Raw genomic sequence first — 15,346 nt, 5'->3', positions numbered from 1 at the left:
CTCACGATATCGGAACGATTTACTAAGGGGGAGTGGTCTATGTCGCCCAGATATCGAGAAGTGGGCGCGCAAACCGAAACAATTTTTTAAGTGGGAGATCTGCGCTCAAAGTCCGGCCTGGATGGCTGGACCGATAGAAGTTTGGGCATGAGTGCGCCTGAAAGCAGGGCCCGCGCCCTGCAAAGCGCCAAAGGCGGTCAAACCAACCGCAAAATGATCAACTGGCAGCGGATTTATCGTGAAATCTCATCATTTGAAAATCAGTGACTTGCGACGCCGATTGGCCGCGAGTTATTCAGACCTTCCTTAGAGCAGCCGGAAAATCAGGGGCATGAGCAAGGAGGCAAGCACCACTTGCAGGCCCAGTGCCAGGCCGGCGTAGGCGCCGGCGTCCGCGTTGACTTGCAGGGCGCGTGCGGCGCCAATGCCATGCGCGGCTGTGCCCAGCGCAAAACCACGGGCCCGCCAACCGGGCGCGTCGGTGGGCAGCCCCAGCCATTTAAACAAGTACTTGCCGCTCAACGCGCCCACCATGCCGGTGACCACGGCAAACACCGCCGCCAGTGCCGGAATGCCCCCAATTTTGTCGGCAATGCCCATGGCCACCGGGGCGGTGACAGATTTGGGTGCCAGCGACAAGACCACCTCAAAGGGCAGGCCAAACGCCCAGCCTAGCGCCACTGCCGAGGCGCTTGCCGCCGTGCCTCCCGCCAATGCCGCCAGCAAGATGCCGCCCCAGCGTTGGCGCAACTCCACCCGGCGCTCCCACAGGGGCCAGGCCAGCGCCACGACGGCGGGGCCCAATAAAAAATGAATGAACTGGGCGCCCGCAAAATAAGTGGGGTAGCTCACGCCCGTGGACAGCAGCACGGTGGCCAGCGCCACCACACTCCACAAGACCGGGTTGGCCCATGGGGCCTGCTGAAAATGGGCATACACGCCTTGCGCCAGCACGTAAACCACGAGTGTGGCCGTCAAGCCAAACAGGGGCGTGGCGGAGAGATACACCCACAGTTCGACAAAGTCAGTCATGGTGTGGCTTGCGAGTTTTGTGCAGCACCAGGGCCGTCACGGCCAATCCGATCCAGGTGGACAGCACGATGACCACCAGCATGCGCACCCCGTATTGGCTCAATAAGCCCAAGTGAGTCATCACGCCCACGCCGACCGGCACAAACAACAGCGAGAGGTGGGACAGCAGGAATTGGGCACAGGCCGCCACGGGCGCGCGCACCACAGGCCACCGCAAGGCGAGCAGCAGCAAGAGCATGCCCACCACCGGGCCGGGAAAAGGCAGACTGAAGGCGCGGGCCAACAATTCGCCGACTGACTGAAGTGCCAGCAGCCAGGCCAGACCGCGCAGGCCGTCCATCGTCCCTAGAACCGGGGCAGGTCCGGGTGTTGGATTTTTCCGCCCCGCACCAGCATCTGGCCGTATTCGGCGCAGCGGTTCAGGGTCGGAATCACCTTGCCGGGGTTGAGCAGGCCTTTGGGGTCAAAGGCGCGTTTGACACCGAACATTTGTTCGTTCTCGGGGGCCGAGAACTGGACACACATGGAGTTGAGCTTTTCAACGCCCACGCCATGCTCGCCGGTGATGGTGCCGCCCATGGCCACGCTGGTTTCCATGATTTCTGCGCCAAACAATTCGCAGCGGTGCAATTGGTCGGCGTCATTCGCGTCAAACAAAATCAGCGGGTGCAGGTTGCCGTCGCCGGCGTGAAACACGTTGGCGCAGCGCAGCTCGTATTTCTTCTCCATCTCCTGAATCGCCAGCAGAATGTCGGCCAGGCGCTTGCGGGGGATGGTGGAGTCCATGCACATGTAGTCCGGGCTGATGCGCCCGCTCGCCGGGAATGCATTTTTGCGCCCGCTCCAGAAGCGCAAACGCTCGGCCTCGTCGCGGCTCACGGAAATGGCGGTGGCGCCGCAACGCGTCAGCACATCGCTCATGCGACCAATTTCTTCCTCCACCTCTTCCGGGGTGCCGTCGCTTTCACACAGCAAAATGGCCTCGGCATTTAGGTCGTAACCGGCGTGCACATAGTCTTCCACGGCGGCGGTCATGGGCTTGTCCATCATCTCCAGCCCGGCCGGGATGATGCCCTCGGCAATCACCGAGGCGACGGCGTTGCCCGCTTTGCGGATGTCATCAAAGCTGGCCATGATGCAACGCGCCAGCTGCGGCTTGGGCACCAGCTTGACGGTGATTTCGGTGGCAATGGCCAGCATGCCCTCAGAACCAATCACGACGCTGATCAGGTCCAGCCCCGGCGCGTCCAGCGCCAATGATCCGAACTCCACCGGCTCGCCGGCCATGGTGAAGCCTTTGATGTGCAGGATGTTGTGCAGTGTGAGCCCATACTTCAGGCAGTGAACGCCGCCGGAGTTCTCGGCAATGTTGCCGCCAATCGTGCAGGCAATCTGGCTCGATGGGTCGGGTGCGTAGTACAAGCCCAGTGGGGCCGCCGACTCACTGATGGCCAGGTTGCGCACGCCACACTGCACCACGGCTGTGCGGCTGGATTTGTCCATCTTCAAAATCTTGTTGAACTTGGACAGTGACAGTGTCACGCCCAGCTGGTGCGGCATGGCGCCACCCGACAAGCCGGTGCCCGCGCCCCGGGCGACCACGGGAATGTCCAGGGCGAAGCAGGTGCGCAGCACGCCTTGCACTTGCTCCAGCGTTTCAGGCAAGGCCACCACCAGCGGGCGTTGGCGGTAGGCGGTGAGGCCGTCGCATTCATAGGGCGTGGTGTCTTCCCGGTGCCACAGCAGGGCGTGGACAGGCATAAAGGCCTCTAGCGCCTTGACGACTTGCGCTTGCCGCTCGGCTTTTTCCAGCAGAGCCTGTTGTTCAGAGGTGGGGTTCTCACTCATGGCGATCTCGTCTCTTGGTTAATGACACCCCTTGACTGTAGGGCCAAGCGATCTCAAAGGGTTTGAGCAATTTTGACAACACGGTTGAAAAAAACAATGCTCTCAAAATAATAGCTGCTCCCGCAGGTGGAATAATCGCTGCAGGCCTATTTGATGTAAATATCTAGCCAATGCTCTTTTTCAGCCAGTCGGCAAAGGCGGCGCATTCCCAGCGGTCCATCATGCCGGTGCGCCAGCACAGGTAGTGGGCGTGCGGGCTGGGCACGTTGCCACCGAAAACCGTGTTGCTACCCAGTCGCACCAATGAACCACGCTCCAGCCATGGCGCGCCCAGCTTCAGGCGCACCAGCGCCACGCCCATGCCAGCGGCCGCCGCGTCGCACATCAGACCAATGTCATTGAACTGCGAGCCGTCGATTGGCTCCGGCCAATCCAGATGGTGGGCGGCAAACCAGCTGCGCCAGGGTTCCAGCGGACTGCGCAGCAGGCTTTCGCCCTCCAGGTCTTCGGCCACCAAAAACGGGCCGTGCTCACGCACAAAGGCGGGCGAGGCCAGCGGCGTGACCTCGTCCTTCATCAGGCACACGTGTTCCATGTCGGCATAGCGCCCGGTGCCAAAGCGCACCATCAAATCGGCGTCTTCGGCCACCACGTCGAGCAGCGGAATGGAGACCTGCAGCGTGAGGTCAATCTCGGGGTAGGCCTCGGTGAACTGGCGCAGGCGCGGGATCAGGATCGAGCGCGCAAAGGTGGGGGTGACGGCCAGGCGCAGCTTGCGCTTGCCGGGGGCTGCCGCCGAGCTGGGAAACTTTTGCAGCATGGCCAGCCCTTCGCGCACGTGGGCTAGGTACTCGCTGCCCTCCACGGTGAGCGAAAAGTCGGCCCGGCCAAACAGTTTGGTGCCAATGATCTGCTCCAGCTGCTTCACCCGGTGACTGACCGCGCTGGGCGTGACACACATCTCCTCGGAGGTCTGCGTCACGCTGCGCAGTCGGGCCAGTGCCTCAAAGGTGAGCAGACACTGAATCGGGGGAATGCGGGCGGCGGTCATGCGGGCATTGTTACACCGTAGGCGAGCCTTGGGGCGCTCAGCCTTGCAAGTAGCGCTGCTCCAGATGGGCTCGGAAATGACGGGGGTTGAGGGCTTCGCCGGTGGCGCGGCGCACCAGTTCTGGCGTTTCCCAGCGGCTGGCCTGCTGCCAGATGTTGGTCTTCAGCCAGTCGAAGATGGGAGCGAGGTTGCCGCCGGCCACTTGCGCGTCCAGGTCCGGCTGGGTCTGGCGCAGGGTGGCGAAATACTGCGCGGCGTACATGGCGCCCAGGGTGTAGCTCGGAAAGTAGCCAAAGCTGCCCCCGGTCCAGTGAATGTCTTGCAGACAGCCTTGGCGGTCGTTGCCCAGCGTGTCCACGCCCAGGTACTGCTTCATCTTTTCAGCCCACAGGGCAGGAATGTCGTCCGCCTTGATCTCGCCGTTAATCAGGGCACGCTCAATCTCATAGCGAAGAATGATGTGGGCCGGATAGGTGAGCTCGTCGGCGTCCACGCGAATAAAACCGGGGCGCACGCGGGTGTACAGGCGGGCCAGATTCTCGGGCGCAAAGGCGTCTTGTGCGCCTAGGTGCTTGCTCACCAGCGGGGCGATCAGGCTCAGAAAGGCCGGGCTGCAGCCCAGCTGCATTTCAAACGACAGACTCTGGCTTTCATGAATGCCCATGGAGCGTGCCCGCCCGATGGGCAAATGCGCGGTGCCTCTGGGCAAGCCTTGTTCGTAACGCGCATGGCCGGACTCGTGAACAATGCCCATCATGCTTTGCATGAAATCGTCCGTGCTGTAGCGGGTGGTGATGCGCACGTCTTCGGCCACGCCGCCGCAAAACGGGTGGGTGGAGATGTCCAGGCGGCCGGCTTCAAAGTCAAAGCCGAGCACGCCCATGATCTCTTCGCCCAAGGCGCGCTGGCGCTCGATGGGAAACGGCCCCTTCGGTGTGATCACCGACTCGGCGGATTGCTTTTCTCGCACCTGGCGAATCAGGTCGGGCAGCCAGGTCTTCACGTCGCCAAAGATGGTGTCAATGTCCGCACTGCGGGTGCCGGGCTCAAACTTGGCCATCAGCGCGTCATAGGGGCTGACCCCTTGCGCCTGCGACAAGGTCTGAGCCTCTTCGCGGGACAGCGTGAGCACCTCGCGGAAGTTGCCCAAAAAGCCTTGCCAGTCGTTTTCTTTGCGCTGGGTGCGCCAGGCGTGCTCACAGCGCGAGCCGGCCAGTGCCTGGGCTTCGACAAGACGAGAGGGCAGCAGGTTGGCCAGCGCCCAGTCGCGGTTCATCTCGCGCAGGCTGGCTTGTTGGTCATCGTCCAGCGCCTCGTCCTTGGCTTGAGCCAACAGCGGGGGCAGGGCAGCGTCGGTTAACGTTTTGTGCAACAAAATCTGCAGTTCCGCCAAAGCTGTTCCGCGTGCTTCGTTGCCCTTGGCCGGCATCATCGCGGCCTGGTCCCAGCCCAAAAAGGCGCCCAGGTGCTGGTAGCGGTACAGCCGGGTGAAGGTGTCGATCAAAGCGGCGTAGGCGCTGGTGCTCATGGGGCGGGTCCAATCGGTCAAGTTGAAGGCTCGTCAGCGGACCATTGTTGCACCGTCCGCCCTAGGGCGCTGGGTACAATGCCGCCCACTCTTCACACTGGTAGCCCTTATGTCCGACCGCCTTGCCGTGCTGCCTCAGTACCTGATTCCCAAACAAGCCCTGACCGCTCTGGCCGGTCGCATTGCCAACGCCCGAGCCGGGCAGTGGACGACACGCCTGATCGAGTGGTTTGTCAAACGCTACAACGTGAACATGGCCGAGGCCGCGAACCCGGATGTGGCAAGTTACGCCACCCTCAACGAATTTTTCACCCGCGCACTGAAGCCCGAGGTGCGGCCCTTGGCCCCGGCTGACCTGATTTGCCCGGTGGACGGCGCCATCAGCCAGTTTGGCGCCATGCAGCGCGACCAGATTTACCAGGCCAAGGGCCACCAGTACTCCAGCCGTGCGCTGGTGGGTGGCGACGCCGAGTTGGCGGCCAGGTTCGATGACGGCCACTTTGCCACTCTGTACTTGAGCCCGCGTGACTACCACCGCATTCACATGCCCTGCGATGGCCGCCTGACGCGCATGATTTACGTGCCCGGCGACCTGTTTTCGGTGAACCCGACCACAGCGCGCGGTGTACCGGGCCTGTTTGCCCGCAACGAGCGGGTGGTGTGCGTGTTTGAGTCGGCCCGAGGCCCGTTTGTGCTGGTGCTGGTGGGCGCCACCATTGTGGGCAGCATGGCCACCGTGTGGCACGGTGTGGTCAACCCGCCCCGCCCCGGTGAAATACGCGAATGGCGCTATGAAGATCAGAGCATTGAATTGAAGCAGGGCCAGGAGATGGGGCGTTTTTTGCTAGGCTCCACCGTCGTCATGCTGTTTCCCAAGAGCCCCCTGCAGTTCAGCGTGGCGTGGACGCCCAATGGTGCCATTCGTCTGGGTGAAGAAATGGCGCAACTGGGCGCGTAAGCCACCCCTGTCTATGGCGGCCAGCGCGGCGCCATGAATCCTCAGCGTTTGCGCTGGGTGCTTATTTGAAGATCACGGTCTTGTGACCGTTGATCAGCACCCGGTGCTCGCTGTGCCACTTCACGGCGCGGGCCAGCACCTGGCTCTCGGTGTCCCGTCCCAGGGTGGTCAGGTCTTCCACGGATTTGCTGTGGTCCACCCTGGCCACGTCTTGCTCGATGATGGGGCCTTCGTCCAAGTCGGCCGTGACATAGTGGGCCGTGGCGCCAATCAGTTTCACACCGCGGTCGTGCGCCTGGTAATAGGGCTTCGCGCCCTTGAAGCTGGGCAGAAACGAGTGGTGGATGTTGATGGCCCGACCTGCCAATTTCCGACACAGGTCGTCGCTCAATACTTGCATGTAGCGCGCCAGCACCACCAGTTCGGCCCCTTCGTTTTCAATGATCTCGTACTGCTTGGCTTCGGCCTGCGCCTTGGTGGCAGTGGTGACCGGAATATGGTGAAACGGCACGTTGTAGCTGGCGGCCAGTTGGTAGAACTCGCGGTGGTTCGAGACGATGGCCCGAATGTCCAGCGGCAGCAAGCCGGTTTTCCAACGAAACAACAAGTCGTTCAGGCAGTGCCCGTCTTTGCTGACCATGATCACGGCACGCATGGGCTGGCTGCGTGTGTGCAGGTTCCAGTCCATGATGTAGGGCTGTGAAAAAGCTGCCCACTGGGCTTTCAAAGCTTCGGCGTCAGTCTGCTCGCAGGCGAACTGAATGCGCATGAAAAACAGGCAGGTGTCGTGGTCGTTGTACTGGGCGGCTTCTTCGATGTTGGCGCCGCGGTCCAGCAGAAAGCCGGAAACCGCGTGCACCAGGCCCAAACGGTCCTGGCAGGACAGGGTAAGAATGTAGGCAGTTGTGGTCATAGGGGTGAATTGTCGCCGCTTGATGGGGCGATTTGGGGTAGCCCGGCCGCCGGCTCAGGGCGTTTTGACGGCGGGCGGCCCCGATGGGGAGCGGTTGGCTTCAAAGTCTGCGCAGTAGTCGGTCGGCGGGGCGGCATCCGTGGCCCATATTTGGCTGAAATTAGCTATTGAATGAATAGCTGCCTGCGCTTTATCTGCGCTGAGAAGTACCGTCTTTACCTTTAAAGTGGGTGGTAGTTGCAGTGGCACTCCGACTGATTGATCGGCATGGCCATTGCCCGCCAACAGCAGCACAGTCTTGTCGGTTTGTGCCAGCGAGGCCACTGTTTGCGCCATGCTGACGTCGCGCGCAATTTGCACCCGTGTCATGGGGGCAATCTGGCTTTCTGGCAATAAATTGCAGTGCCCGATGCGAATGGCTTGTTGCTGCGCTTTCAGAGCGGGTCCGCGCAACAACCCGTCAAGCCTTGGGTTGGCCATGGCCTCCCGAAGGCGGGCCGCGGGTAGGTTGGCCCCTGCCACCAACACGCCCGTGCGCACGGCGGCCATGACAGCTGGGCCGTAGGCCGACCACGGCCAAGCGTCGTCTTGCCATTGCAGGGCCGCCCGAACTTCGGCTTCGCTGGCGTGCCGGTTCAACTCTTTGGTGCTGTTGCCTTCATCGGCCATTTCCAGCGCAAGCGAACCCAAACGTTGGCTGTGTGCCAAGCGTTGAACCACAGCGAGATGAATGCGTTGGTGGTGGGCGACGTCGTGCTGCTCGCCCAAGATCAGCACGTCGGTGGGCAAAAGCTGCTCAAGTTGCGCGCTGTAGTTGAATGCGTCCGGCGCAGTCGGCAGGTGAGGTGGGGTCGTGCAAGCCACCAAGCTGAGCGCTGCGAACCAGACTCCAAGGCGAGCGCGGAACATCAAAGGGCTCGCTGCCTGGTTGAAAGTTGCAGGATCAGTGCACGACGACGGGGTTTTGCGCCAATTCGGCGTACCGTTCCAGCGTGTCTTCCACTTCTTCCTGGGTGGGGGTGTTTTCTTGCCAAGCCGAGATGTGTTGTTGAAACAATTCAGCCCAGGAGCCGTCGAGGTACACCTCTTTGCCCGAGCGTTTGTCCACAATTTCAAAGCCGTGACGGGCCAGGGTGGGAATCCGGGGGGCTGCATCGGCCATTTTGCTGCCCGCCTCAGTGGAGGCGTCTGCCGCGACCGCGTTGGCCAGCATATGCGTCACAGAATAGGTGTCAGAGTCGTAGAGCGTTTGCATGGTGAATTATCCCTCAATCATTGCTTGAACACAGTTGGTTGCATGGGGGACTGATTTCAAGGGCAGACCTTTCTATCTGAGAGCGCCCGGCCTATTCGCAGGGCGTCAACTGGGCAATTCGGTAGCCAACCACTTTTGGTCGATGGCGTCTCCATTGCGTTCCGTGATGCGGATGCGTGCCGGCAGGTAGCCCAAAGCCGGCGCCAGCCACAGTTCGACCTTCTGGTCATAGTCCTGGCGCGGGTTGCTAACCAGTTTCAGGGCTTGCAATTCGCCACCGGGCAGGGTCACAGTTTCTGGCGCCTGCACCGTGAAGAGCCAGATGGCGGCATCCCGGGGGCCAATGGTCTGGAAGGACACCGTGGTGCCCTCGGGGTAACGGTCAGGGGCAGCGGCAATCTGGGCGCCGAGTTGAACCAGGACGCTCAATCGGTCCTGCGCGCCGTTTAGCAGGGCCACATCCGGCGTGTTGGCGCTGAAGGTGACCTTGCCAGCCGTGTGGTTGAAGTGGGCGGCCACCTCGTTGCGGAGCTTGTCGGCAAAGCGTTCTGGGGCCAAGCCAGTGCTTCTTACGGCACCCCGGCTGGTTTGGCTGCGCGAAAAGCCAAAGGCGCTGTAAGACAGTTGGGCCTCGTAGGTGCTGCCGTCTTGCTGCCATTTGAAAATGCCATTCACGGTAAATGGCAGTTTATTGGAGGACACCTCGTAGCGCAGCAGGGCCGAGCCCGGCACGGTGGCTGCACTGGGAACCGGTGTGGCGTCTTCTGAGGCCGCCGTTGACGGCGCTGGGGCGGCGGGACTTTCGGGTGGCGGCGCGGCGGCCACCACCACGGGCTCCGGCACTGGGCTGGCGGGTGCCAATGGGGCGGCCGGAAGTGCCGCGACAGGCGCAGGTGCGCGCGGGGTGCGGGCGATCGGCTTCACCGGTGCGGGATTGGCTGCGGGCGCGGTAGCAGGAGCCAAAACGGGGGTCAAAGTGCGGGTCACAAAGGCGCGTGCAGGCTCGACCGCAGCGGGGGCGCTGACCCCCAACGACAGCGTGCCGGCCTGCAACAGAGCCCAATGCGCGGCGACCACCGCCGCCGTGAGCGCGGCCAACCCTTTGGCAGGCAGGCCCGGCGTCATGGCCTGCGCTGCGAAAGCGTCGCGAGGAAAGGGGTGAATAGAGCGGCCAGAGTGGGCATGGGGCACAGCGGTATGATGATCCGGCCCAGTTTACCAACACCCCACTTGCACGGCGTTTGGCCGGTCCGCACGCTGGAACCCACGCCATTTCCCTATGAAACTTGCCACTTACAAAGACGGTTCACGTGACGGTCAGTTGATCGTTGTCTCGCGTGACCTCAGTACCGCTCACTACGCCTCGGGCATTGCCAATCGCCTCCAGCAGGTTCTGGACGACTGGAACTTCATGTCGCCCCAGTTGCAAGACCTGTATGACACGCTAAATCACGGCAAGCCGCGTCATGCTTTTTCGTTTGACCCCAAACAATGCATGGCACCGCTGCCCCGGGCTTACCAGTGGGCCGACGGCTCGGCTTATATCAACCACGTCGAGTTGGTCCGCCAGGCGCGCGGGGCTGAAATGCCGCCCAGCTTCTATACCGACCCCTTGATGTACCAAGGTGGCAGCGACGATTTTCTGGGCGCCTGCAACGACGTAGTGTGCGCCAGCGAGTCCTTTGGCATTGACTTTGAAGCCGAGGTGGCTGTGATCACCGGCGATGTGCGCATGGGCGCCACGCCGGAGCAGGCGCTGGACGGTATCCGGCTGGTCATGCTGGCCAACGACGTGAGTCTGCGCCACCTGATACCGGGCGAGCTGGGCAAAGGATTTGGTTTCTTGCAGAGCAAACCCGCCACCGCGTTCAGCCCGGTGGCTGTGACGCTGGACGAATTCACGACGGGTGGCGAAAGCGCCTGGGACAAAGGCCGGCTGAACCTGATGCTGCAAAGCACCTGGAATGGGCGCAAGGTCGGCCGCTGTGATGCCGGGCCGGAGATGACGTTTCACTTCGGGCAACTCATTTCCCACCTGTGCAAAACCCGCAATGTGCGGGCCGGCAGCATTGTTGGTTCGGGCACGGTCAGCAACAAGGACTGGAGCCGGGGATACAGCTGCATTGCCGAAAAGCGCGCCATCGAGACCATTCAGGGCGGCAAAGCGACAACTGACTTTATGAAGTACGGCGACACCATTCACATTGAGATGAAAGGGCGCGATGGCTTGAGTGTGTTTGGCGCCATTGAGCAGGAAATCGCCCCGCCACCGCTGGTGGTGGGTCAAAGCTGAAGGGAAATGGGCGCTTCAGGCGCCCATGAGCCTGCTTGACGAACGTCCGCAGGCCGCGCAGCATCATTTCTATTGACAGGGCGACCAGCATCAGGCCCACCACCCGCTGAATGTAATTAGAGTTGCGCGCTGGAGTCAGGTCGCGTAGACAGCGCTCAGTGAGCGAAACCCCTTGATCTCAATCGGATTGCCGCACGGGTCGCGGAAAAACATGGTCCATTGCTCACCGGGCTCACCTTCAAAGCGCACCTGGGGCCGCAAGACAAAATCAATCTTTGATGTTTCCAGCCGCTGGGCCAAGGCTTGCCAGTCTGGCAGCGCCAGTACCAGACCAAAGTGGGGCATGGGGACCAGATGGTCGCCGACGTGCCCGGTGTTGGCCGTTTTGAACGGCTCGCCCAAGTGCAGCGAAAGCTGGTGTCCGAAGAAATCAAAGTCAACCCAGGTCGCGGTGCTGCGGCCTTCCGCGCAGCCCAGTACATCGCCGTAAAAATGACGGGCCCGATCCAGGTGGGTGACATTGAAGGCAAAGTGAAAAGCGCTTTTCATGGCAGCAGGATAGCAGGGCACTCGGCCCCGGCCGGCGAAATCACTCCACTTTTTCCTGGCAGGCAATGCAGCGCGACGCGTGCGGTGACGCGTGCAGGCGGGCCGACGGAATCTCAATCCCGCAGTCCGTGCACTGGCCGTAGCTGCCGTCTTCAATGCGACGCAGGGCCGCTTCAACTTGGTTGAGTTCTTCGTTCTCACGGGCGTCGAGCGCAAATTCAAGCTCGCGGGCCGTGTTGGTCTGGGCAGTGGAGTCTTCATGGCCGCCAAAATGTTCGGCGGACGCTTCGGCCCGGCCAATATCACCGCCGCGCAGGGTTTGGATTTGTTCTTTCAGTCCGTCCCGTTGAGAGAGTAGGCGTTCTTTGAAAGGGTTGGTGGATTGTGTTGTCATGGTGTTTCCTTTCGGTGTGTTGAGGTCATCATGCGTTGATTGGCGTCGAAATTGTTTGACGACGGTCAAGTTGTCAGGGTACTCCGACTGGGGTGCTCACGCATAATCGGGGCCATGCAATTTCTGCGCAACGCCCACCATCTCGCCCGCTTCGTGCTGGCGTGGTTTGTGTTGACCTTGGGGGTAGCCATCGCCTCGCCAGTGGTTCATCCCCGGGTCATGGAATTGATTTGTTCGGACGCCGGAGTGGTCAAGCTGGTGGTTCAGGGCGAGGCCGATGGTGGCCTGGTGAAAAACCATACACTGGAATGCCCCATGTGCATTATGGGCGGCGGTGCACCGCTTGTACAGAGCGGCTCCCCGCTGCCCGCCGAGCGCGTCACGGCAGCGTACACCCTGCCCCTGGTAACGGCACCGACAGCGGTCAGTCGCACTGGCCCGCCACCCGCACGCGGCCCGCCTTGGGGCGCTTGATGCTCTCTAATGAATAGCTGAAAACGCCGGTTTAACGAGGGTTGTTCCGCTATTTGGCTTGACATCGAGGCCCGGTCTCGCTGGCTTTTTGTTTCGCCTTGTCGACATTTCCGGTCCGCACCGTTCGTGGCTTGTCTGTGCGTGGCGTGCGCTTATTTTCCAAATTCCAAATGTCTGATGACTATTTCCATGATGCTCAAGGCCGTGTCGGCCGCCGCGCCCGGCTGCCACGGTGGTGGGCACTTCCAGCGCGCTTTCTCATGTGTCTCTGACCGGCGGCATAGGCCGATGGGTGAACGTGGTTGAGGCAGCGCCGCCAGTCCACCCGCATTGATGCCGGGCCCTCCTTTTTGTTGTCTTTTTACTTTTCGTTTTTCAGGAATCATTATGAACTTCCCCTCTCTCCTCATCGGCACATTATTGGCAGCCAGCGGCCTGGCTGCGGTCGCGGCCCAGCCGGTTGACATTCAAGGCGCGTGGGCCCGTGCCACGGTGCCCGGGCAAAAAGCCACCGGGGCGTTCATGACACTCACCGCCGCCGATGGCGCCAAGTTGGTGCGCCTGGAGTCGGCCGTGGCAGGCATTGCCGAAGTGCATGAAATGAAGATGGAGGGCGACATCATGCGTATGCGCGCGGTGCAAGGCGGCCTGGATTTGCCCGCAGGCCAAGCGGTCGAACTCAAGCCTGGCGGCTACCACGTCATGCTGATGGACTTGAAGGCACCGGTGACCAAGGACAGCACGCTGCCCCTGACGCTGGTGTTCAAGGATGCCAAAGGGGTGGAGAGCAAAGTCGAGCTGCAGGTGCCGGTGGCCACGAAGGCGCCCGCCCACATGGGGCACGCCAATGACACCAAAATGGACCATGGCATGCACGGTACCGCGCCGGTCAAAAAGACTCCGTAGTCGGGTTGGCCGGTAAGGACGCCCGTCCTGCCCGGGCGGCAGGTGATCGCCACGGCGCTCACATTGGGGTAAGCTGTTAACTGATCCGTTTGATAAACCCTATTGGAGCGACCATGAGTGACTCACCCAGCGCAGGTTTCGGCAAATTCGTCCCCGGTTTTGACTTTCTCCAGAATCTCGCCCGGGGGGCCACTGAGACGGTTCCCCAAATGCCCAATCTGGGCAACTGGATCGCTCCGACCCTGAATGTGGAAGAGCTTGACAAACGCATTCAGGAACTCAAGGCCGTGCATTTTTGGCTCGACCAGAATTCCAAAGCGCTGGGCGCCACCGTGCAGGCGCTGGAAGTACAAAAGATGACACTGGCCACCCTGCAGGGCATGAACTTCAACATGGGTGATGTGGCCAACGCCTTCAAACTCAAGGCGGCTGACACGCTCGCCTCGGGTGTGCAAAAAGCCACTGAAAAAGCCGCCGCCACGGCCAAAACCGTGGCTGACGTGGCCTCGGACGCCGAGGATGTGGCCCGCAAAGTGCGCAAAGCCGCGGAACCGGTGGCCTCGGCCGCGACCAACATGATTGACCCCATGCAGTTGTGGGGTGCGCTGACCCAGCAGTTTCAGACCATTGCCGCCAGCGCCATGAAAGATGCAGGCAAACACACGGCCATGGACATGACCAAGAACATGGCCGCCGGGTTTGCCAAAGAAACTGCCAAGGCCGCCAAAAAGACATCGAGCACGGCCAAACCCCGTGCGCCGGTCAAAAAGGCCGCCAGCAAAACCGTCCGCAAGGCACCTGCCCGAAAATCCTGACGCGCTTCTCCGCGCCTGATCAATGAAACTGTTTCCCTACGGCCACGCCACGCACCCCCAGTGGGAGATGGCGGCCGGCTTGGTGCTGGCGCAAGTGCGCGGCCAAATGAGCACCCCGGCCTATGCGTCCAGCCCGACCTTGGCCTTGCTCTACATCACCGACCACTTTGCCGACCAGGCGCAAGCTATTCTGGGTCACCTGAGCGCCGAATTGCCCGAGGTCACTGACTGGTCGGGCACCGTTGGAATTGGCGTGGCTGCCAACAATGCCGAGTACTTTGACGAGCCCGCGCTGGTTCTCATGCTCTGCGAATTGCCCACCGACCAATACCGCGTATTTTCTGGCGTGGCCCCGCTGGGGCTGGGTTTTGAGGCCCACACCGCCTTGGTTCATGCTGACGCCAATACCCACGACCTGGGTGAACTCATTGAAGAAATGGCTGGCCGCACCGACTCGGGATACGTGTTTGGCGGTTTGTCGGCCAGTCGGGGGCAGTCCATGCAGTTCGCCGTCGGCGGTGACGGCAACATCAAGGGCCAAGGGGCGGCCAGTGGCGTGTTCAAGGGCGGCCTGAGTGGCGTCGCATTTGGGGAAGGCATTGCCTTGATGTCCCGCGTCACGCAGGGCTGCTTGCCGCTGTCCAAGGCGCGCAAGATCACCGCGGCTGACCACAACGTGGTGACCGAGCTGGACGGCGAACCAGCGCTGGATTTGATGCTGAAAGAGTTGAATGTGTCGCTGGACGCGCCCGAGCACGCGCTGGAAGCGGTGCGCGCGACCTTGGTTGGCTTGGTCCACCCGGCCGACCAGATTGCGGAGCGGCGCGGGGTGAGTCGCATGGGCCGGTTTGGCAGCGATGTCATCGTGCGCCACATCATTGGCCTGGACCCCGGACGGCGTGGGATTGCTGTGTCTGACCGCCTGGAAATTGGCATGCAACTCTCGTTTTGCCAGCGCAATGTGCAGGCGGCCCGGACTGACTTGGTGCGTATTTGCGCTGAGATTCGCGAGGAGCTGGAGCCGGAGGAGATGCCACTGGCTGCAGTGAATGCGCTCGCCGCCTCGGAAGCTGAAGCCATGCCGCACCCGGCGCGTGGCATTGCCGGCGCCATTTATGTGAGTTGTTCCGGCCGGGGTGGCCCGCATTTTGGCGGCCCCAGTGCGGAGCTGCAAATCATTCGCCGAGCGCTCGGCGATGTGCCGCTGGTCGGCTTCTTCGCCGCCGGTGAAATTGCCCGCAATCACTTGTATGGCTATACCGGCGTGTTGACTGTTTTTACGGGTTGACGGGTTTTTGCCCCCGCTGCGCTTGCCCAGTGAGCGGGAGCA

Annotated in this window: 18 protein-coding genes; 6 read left to right on the top strand and 12 right to left on the bottom strand. The window is 61.7% G+C overall.

Annotated features, from left to right (window positions below; all coding sequences use genetic code 11):
• Positions 1-306: 306 nt before the first annotated feature.
• From J8G15_RS12580 to J8G15_RS12560, 5 genes are all read right to left on the bottom strand, one after another.
• Positions 307-1,032 (bottom strand): LrgB family protein, encoded by a 726-nt coding sequence (locus J8G15_RS12580; RefSeq protein ID WP_210542385.1) that lies wholly within the window; start codon positions 1,030-1,032, stop codon positions 307-309.
• The gene (locus tag J8G15_RS12575) at positions 1,025-1,372 is read right to left on the bottom strand and encodes a CidA/LrgA family protein (RefSeq protein ID WP_210542384.1); all 348 of its coding nucleotides are present in this window, start codon (positions 1,370-1,372) and stop codon (positions 1,025-1,027) included. Before J8G15_RS12575 ends, J8G15_RS12580 begins: the two co-directional genes overlap by 8 nt.
• 5 nt (positions 1,373-1,377) lie before the next feature.
• On the bottom strand, positions 1,378-2,880 hold the full coding sequence (locus J8G15_RS12570; protein ID WP_210542383.1) for an FAD-linked oxidase C-terminal domain-containing protein: 1,503 nt from the start codon (positions 2,878-2,880) through the stop codon (positions 1,378-1,380).
• A 163-nt stretch (positions 2,881-3,043) separates the two neighbouring features.
• Complete coding sequence (locus tag J8G15_RS12565) at positions 3,044-3,931, bottom strand: LysR substrate-binding domain-containing protein (RefSeq protein ID WP_210542382.1); 888 nt, start codon at positions 3,929-3,931, stop codon at positions 3,044-3,046.
• A 37-nt stretch (positions 3,932-3,968) separates the two neighbouring features.
• The gene (locus J8G15_RS12560) at positions 3,969-5,459 is read right to left on the bottom strand and encodes a carboxypeptidase M32 (RefSeq protein WP_210542380.1); all 1,491 of its coding nucleotides are present in this window, start codon (positions 5,457-5,459) and stop codon (positions 3,969-3,971) included.
• A gap of 109 nt (positions 5,460-5,568) precedes the next feature.
• Between J8G15_RS12560 and asd the strand changes: the two genes are divergently transcribed.
• Positions 5,569-6,417 (top strand): archaetidylserine decarboxylase, encoded by an 849-nt coding sequence (asd, locus tag J8G15_RS12555; RefSeq protein WP_210542379.1) that lies wholly within the window; start codon positions 5,569-5,571, stop codon positions 6,415-6,417.
• Between the two features lie 61 nt (positions 6,418-6,478).
• Here the strand turns inward: asd and purU are convergent, their stop codons facing one another.
• The 4 genes from purU to J8G15_RS12535 all read right to left on the bottom strand — a co-directional run bounded on the left by purU (position 6,479) and on the right by J8G15_RS12535 (position 9,776).
• Complete coding sequence (gene purU, locus J8G15_RS12550) at positions 6,479-7,330, bottom strand: formyltetrahydrofolate deformylase (protein WP_210542376.1); 852 nt, start codon at positions 7,328-7,330, stop codon at positions 6,479-6,481.
• Between the two features lie 54 nt (positions 7,331-7,384).
• Entirely contained in the window at positions 7,385-8,239 is an 855-nt protein-coding gene (locus tag J8G15_RS12545) for a ChaN family lipoprotein (protein ID WP_210542374.1), read from the bottom strand.
• Positions 8,240-8,273: 34 nt separating this feature from the next.
• Positions 8,274-8,585, bottom strand: a complete 312-nt coding sequence (locus tag J8G15_RS12540) for a DUF3567 domain-containing protein (RefSeq protein WP_210542372.1) — start codon at positions 8,583-8,585, stop codon at positions 8,274-8,276.
• Positions 8,586-8,690: 105 nt separating this feature from the next.
• Positions 8,691-9,776 (bottom strand): DUF3108 domain-containing protein, encoded by a 1,086-nt coding sequence (locus J8G15_RS12535; RefSeq protein WP_240538266.1) that lies wholly within the window; start codon positions 9,774-9,776, stop codon positions 8,691-8,693.
• Positions 9,777-9,864: 88 nt separating this feature from the next.
• Here J8G15_RS12535 and J8G15_RS12530 point away from each other — a divergent pair, with 88 nt between their 5' ends.
• Positions 9,865-10,878 (top strand): fumarylacetoacetate hydrolase family protein, encoded by a 1,014-nt coding sequence (locus J8G15_RS12530; protein ID WP_210542370.1) that lies wholly within the window; start codon positions 9,865-9,867, stop codon positions 10,876-10,878.
• 135 nt (positions 10,879-11,013) lie between these two features.
• On the opposite strand, the gene J8G15_RS12525 is transcribed toward J8G15_RS12530, so the two are convergent.
• Together J8G15_RS12525 and J8G15_RS12520 are read right to left on the bottom strand one after the other, a co-directional pair.
• Positions 11,014-11,427 (bottom strand): VOC family protein, encoded by a 414-nt coding sequence (locus tag J8G15_RS12525; RefSeq protein ID WP_210542368.1) that lies wholly within the window; start codon positions 11,425-11,427, stop codon positions 11,014-11,016.
• A gap of 40 nt (positions 11,428-11,467) precedes the next feature.
• Positions 11,468-11,821: a TraR/DksA family transcriptional regulator gene (locus J8G15_RS12520; protein ID WP_210542366.1), complete on the bottom strand. Its 354-nt coding sequence runs from the start codon at positions 11,819-11,821 to the stop codon at positions 11,468-11,470.
• Between the two features lie 114 nt (positions 11,822-11,935).
• Between J8G15_RS12520 and J8G15_RS12515 the strand changes: the two genes are divergently transcribed.
• Complete coding sequence (locus tag J8G15_RS12515; protein ID WP_210542365.1) at positions 11,936-12,295, top strand: DUF2946 family protein; 360 nt, start codon at positions 11,936-11,938, stop codon at positions 12,293-12,295.
• A 152-nt stretch (positions 12,296-12,447) separates the two neighbouring features.
• Here the strand turns inward: J8G15_RS12515 and J8G15_RS12510 are convergent, their stop codons facing one another.
• The gene (locus tag J8G15_RS12510) at positions 12,448-12,681 is read right to left on the bottom strand and encodes a hypothetical protein (RefSeq protein WP_210542364.1); all 234 of its coding nucleotides are present in this window, start codon (positions 12,679-12,681) and stop codon (positions 12,448-12,450) included.
• 1 nt (position 12,682) lies between these two features.
• On the opposite strand from J8G15_RS12510, the gene J8G15_RS12505 reads away from it, so the two are divergent.
• The 3 genes from J8G15_RS12505 to J8G15_RS12495 all read left to right on the top strand — a co-directional run bounded on the left by J8G15_RS12505 (position 12,683) and on the right by J8G15_RS12495 (position 15,304).
• Entirely contained in the window at positions 12,683-13,201 is a 519-nt protein-coding gene (locus tag J8G15_RS12505; RefSeq protein ID WP_210542362.1) for a copper chaperone PCu(A)C, read from the top strand.
• A 113-nt stretch (positions 13,202-13,314) separates the two neighbouring features.
• On the top strand, positions 13,315-14,016 hold the full coding sequence (locus J8G15_RS12500) for a PhaM family polyhydroxyalkanoate granule multifunctional regulatory protein (protein WP_210542360.1): 702 nt from the start codon (positions 13,315-13,317) through the stop codon (positions 14,014-14,016).
• Between the two features lie 22 nt (positions 14,017-14,038).
• The gene (locus tag J8G15_RS12495; protein ID WP_210542358.1) at positions 14,039-15,304 is read left to right on the top strand and encodes an FIST N-terminal domain-containing protein; all 1,266 of its coding nucleotides are present in this window, start codon (positions 14,039-14,041) and stop codon (positions 15,302-15,304) included.
• The last annotated feature ends 42 nt before the right edge of the window (positions 15,305-15,346 follow it).

The sequence above is a fragment of the Rhodoferax sp. PAMC 29310 genome, assembly GCF_017948265.1.
Classification (GTDB): Bacteria; Pseudomonadota; Gammaproteobacteria; order Burkholderiales; family Burkholderiaceae_C; genus Rhodoferax.
The sequence above is the reverse complement of the archived record's forward strand: the minus strand, read 5'-3'. Positions and strand labels throughout refer to the sequence as shown.

Excerpts from the sequence above, each read along its gene's own strand:
- J8G15_RS12580 (WP_210542385.1), bottom strand. The coding sequence starts at position 1,032 with ATGACTGACTTTGTCGAACTGTGGGTGTATCTCTCCGCCACGCCCCTG.
- J8G15_RS12575 (WP_210542384.1), bottom strand. The coding sequence starts at position 1,372 with ATGGACGGCCTGCGCGGTCTGGCCTGGCTGCTGGCACTTCAGTCAGTC.
- J8G15_RS12570 (WP_210542383.1), bottom strand. The coding sequence starts at position 2,880 with ATGAGTGAGAACCCCACCTCTGAACAACAGGCTCTGCTGGAAAAAGCC.
- J8G15_RS12565 (WP_210542382.1), bottom strand. The coding sequence starts at position 3,931 with ATGACCGCCGCCCGCATTCCCCCGATTCAGTGTCTGCTCACCTTTGAG.
- J8G15_RS12560 (WP_210542380.1), bottom strand. The coding sequence starts at position 5,459 with ATGAGCACCAGCGCCTACGCCGCTTTGATCGACACCTTCACCCGGCTG.
- asd (WP_210542379.1), top strand. The coding sequence starts at position 5,569 with ATGTCCGACCGCCTTGCCGTGCTGCCTCAGTACCTGATTCCCAAACAA.
- purU (WP_210542376.1), bottom strand. The coding sequence starts at position 7,330 with ATGACCACAACTGCCTACATTCTTACCCTGTCCTGCCAGGACCGTTTG.
- J8G15_RS12545 (WP_210542374.1), bottom strand. The coding sequence starts at position 8,239 with ATGTTCCGCGCTCGCCTTGGAGTCTGGTTCGCAGCGCTCAGCTTGGTG.
- J8G15_RS12540 (WP_210542372.1), bottom strand. The coding sequence starts at position 8,585 with ATGCAAACGCTCTACGACTCTGACACCTATTCTGTGACGCATATGCTG.
- J8G15_RS12530 (WP_210542370.1), top strand. The coding sequence starts at position 9,865 with ATGAAACTTGCCACTTACAAAGACGGTTCACGTGACGGTCAGTTGATC.
- J8G15_RS12525 (WP_210542368.1), bottom strand. The coding sequence starts at position 11,427 with ATGAAAAGCGCTTTTCACTTTGCCTTCAATGTCACCCACCTGGATCGG.
- J8G15_RS12520 (WP_210542366.1), bottom strand. The coding sequence starts at position 11,821 with ATGACAACACAATCCACCAACCCTTTCAAAGAACGCCTACTCTCTCAA.
- J8G15_RS12515 (WP_210542365.1), top strand. The coding sequence starts at position 11,936 with ATGCAATTTCTGCGCAACGCCCACCATCTCGCCCGCTTCGTGCTGGCG.
- J8G15_RS12510 (WP_210542364.1), bottom strand. The coding sequence starts at position 12,681 with ATGATTCCTGAAAAACGAAAAGTAAAAAGACAACAAAAAGGAGGGCCC.
- J8G15_RS12505 (WP_210542362.1), top strand. The coding sequence starts at position 12,683 with ATGAACTTCCCCTCTCTCCTCATCGGCACATTATTGGCAGCCAGCGGC.
- J8G15_RS12500 (WP_210542360.1), top strand. The coding sequence starts at position 13,315 with ATGAGTGACTCACCCAGCGCAGGTTTCGGCAAATTCGTCCCCGGTTTT.
- J8G15_RS12495 (WP_210542358.1), top strand. The coding sequence starts at position 14,039 with ATGAAACTGTTTCCCTACGGCCACGCCACGCACCCCCAGTGGGAGATG.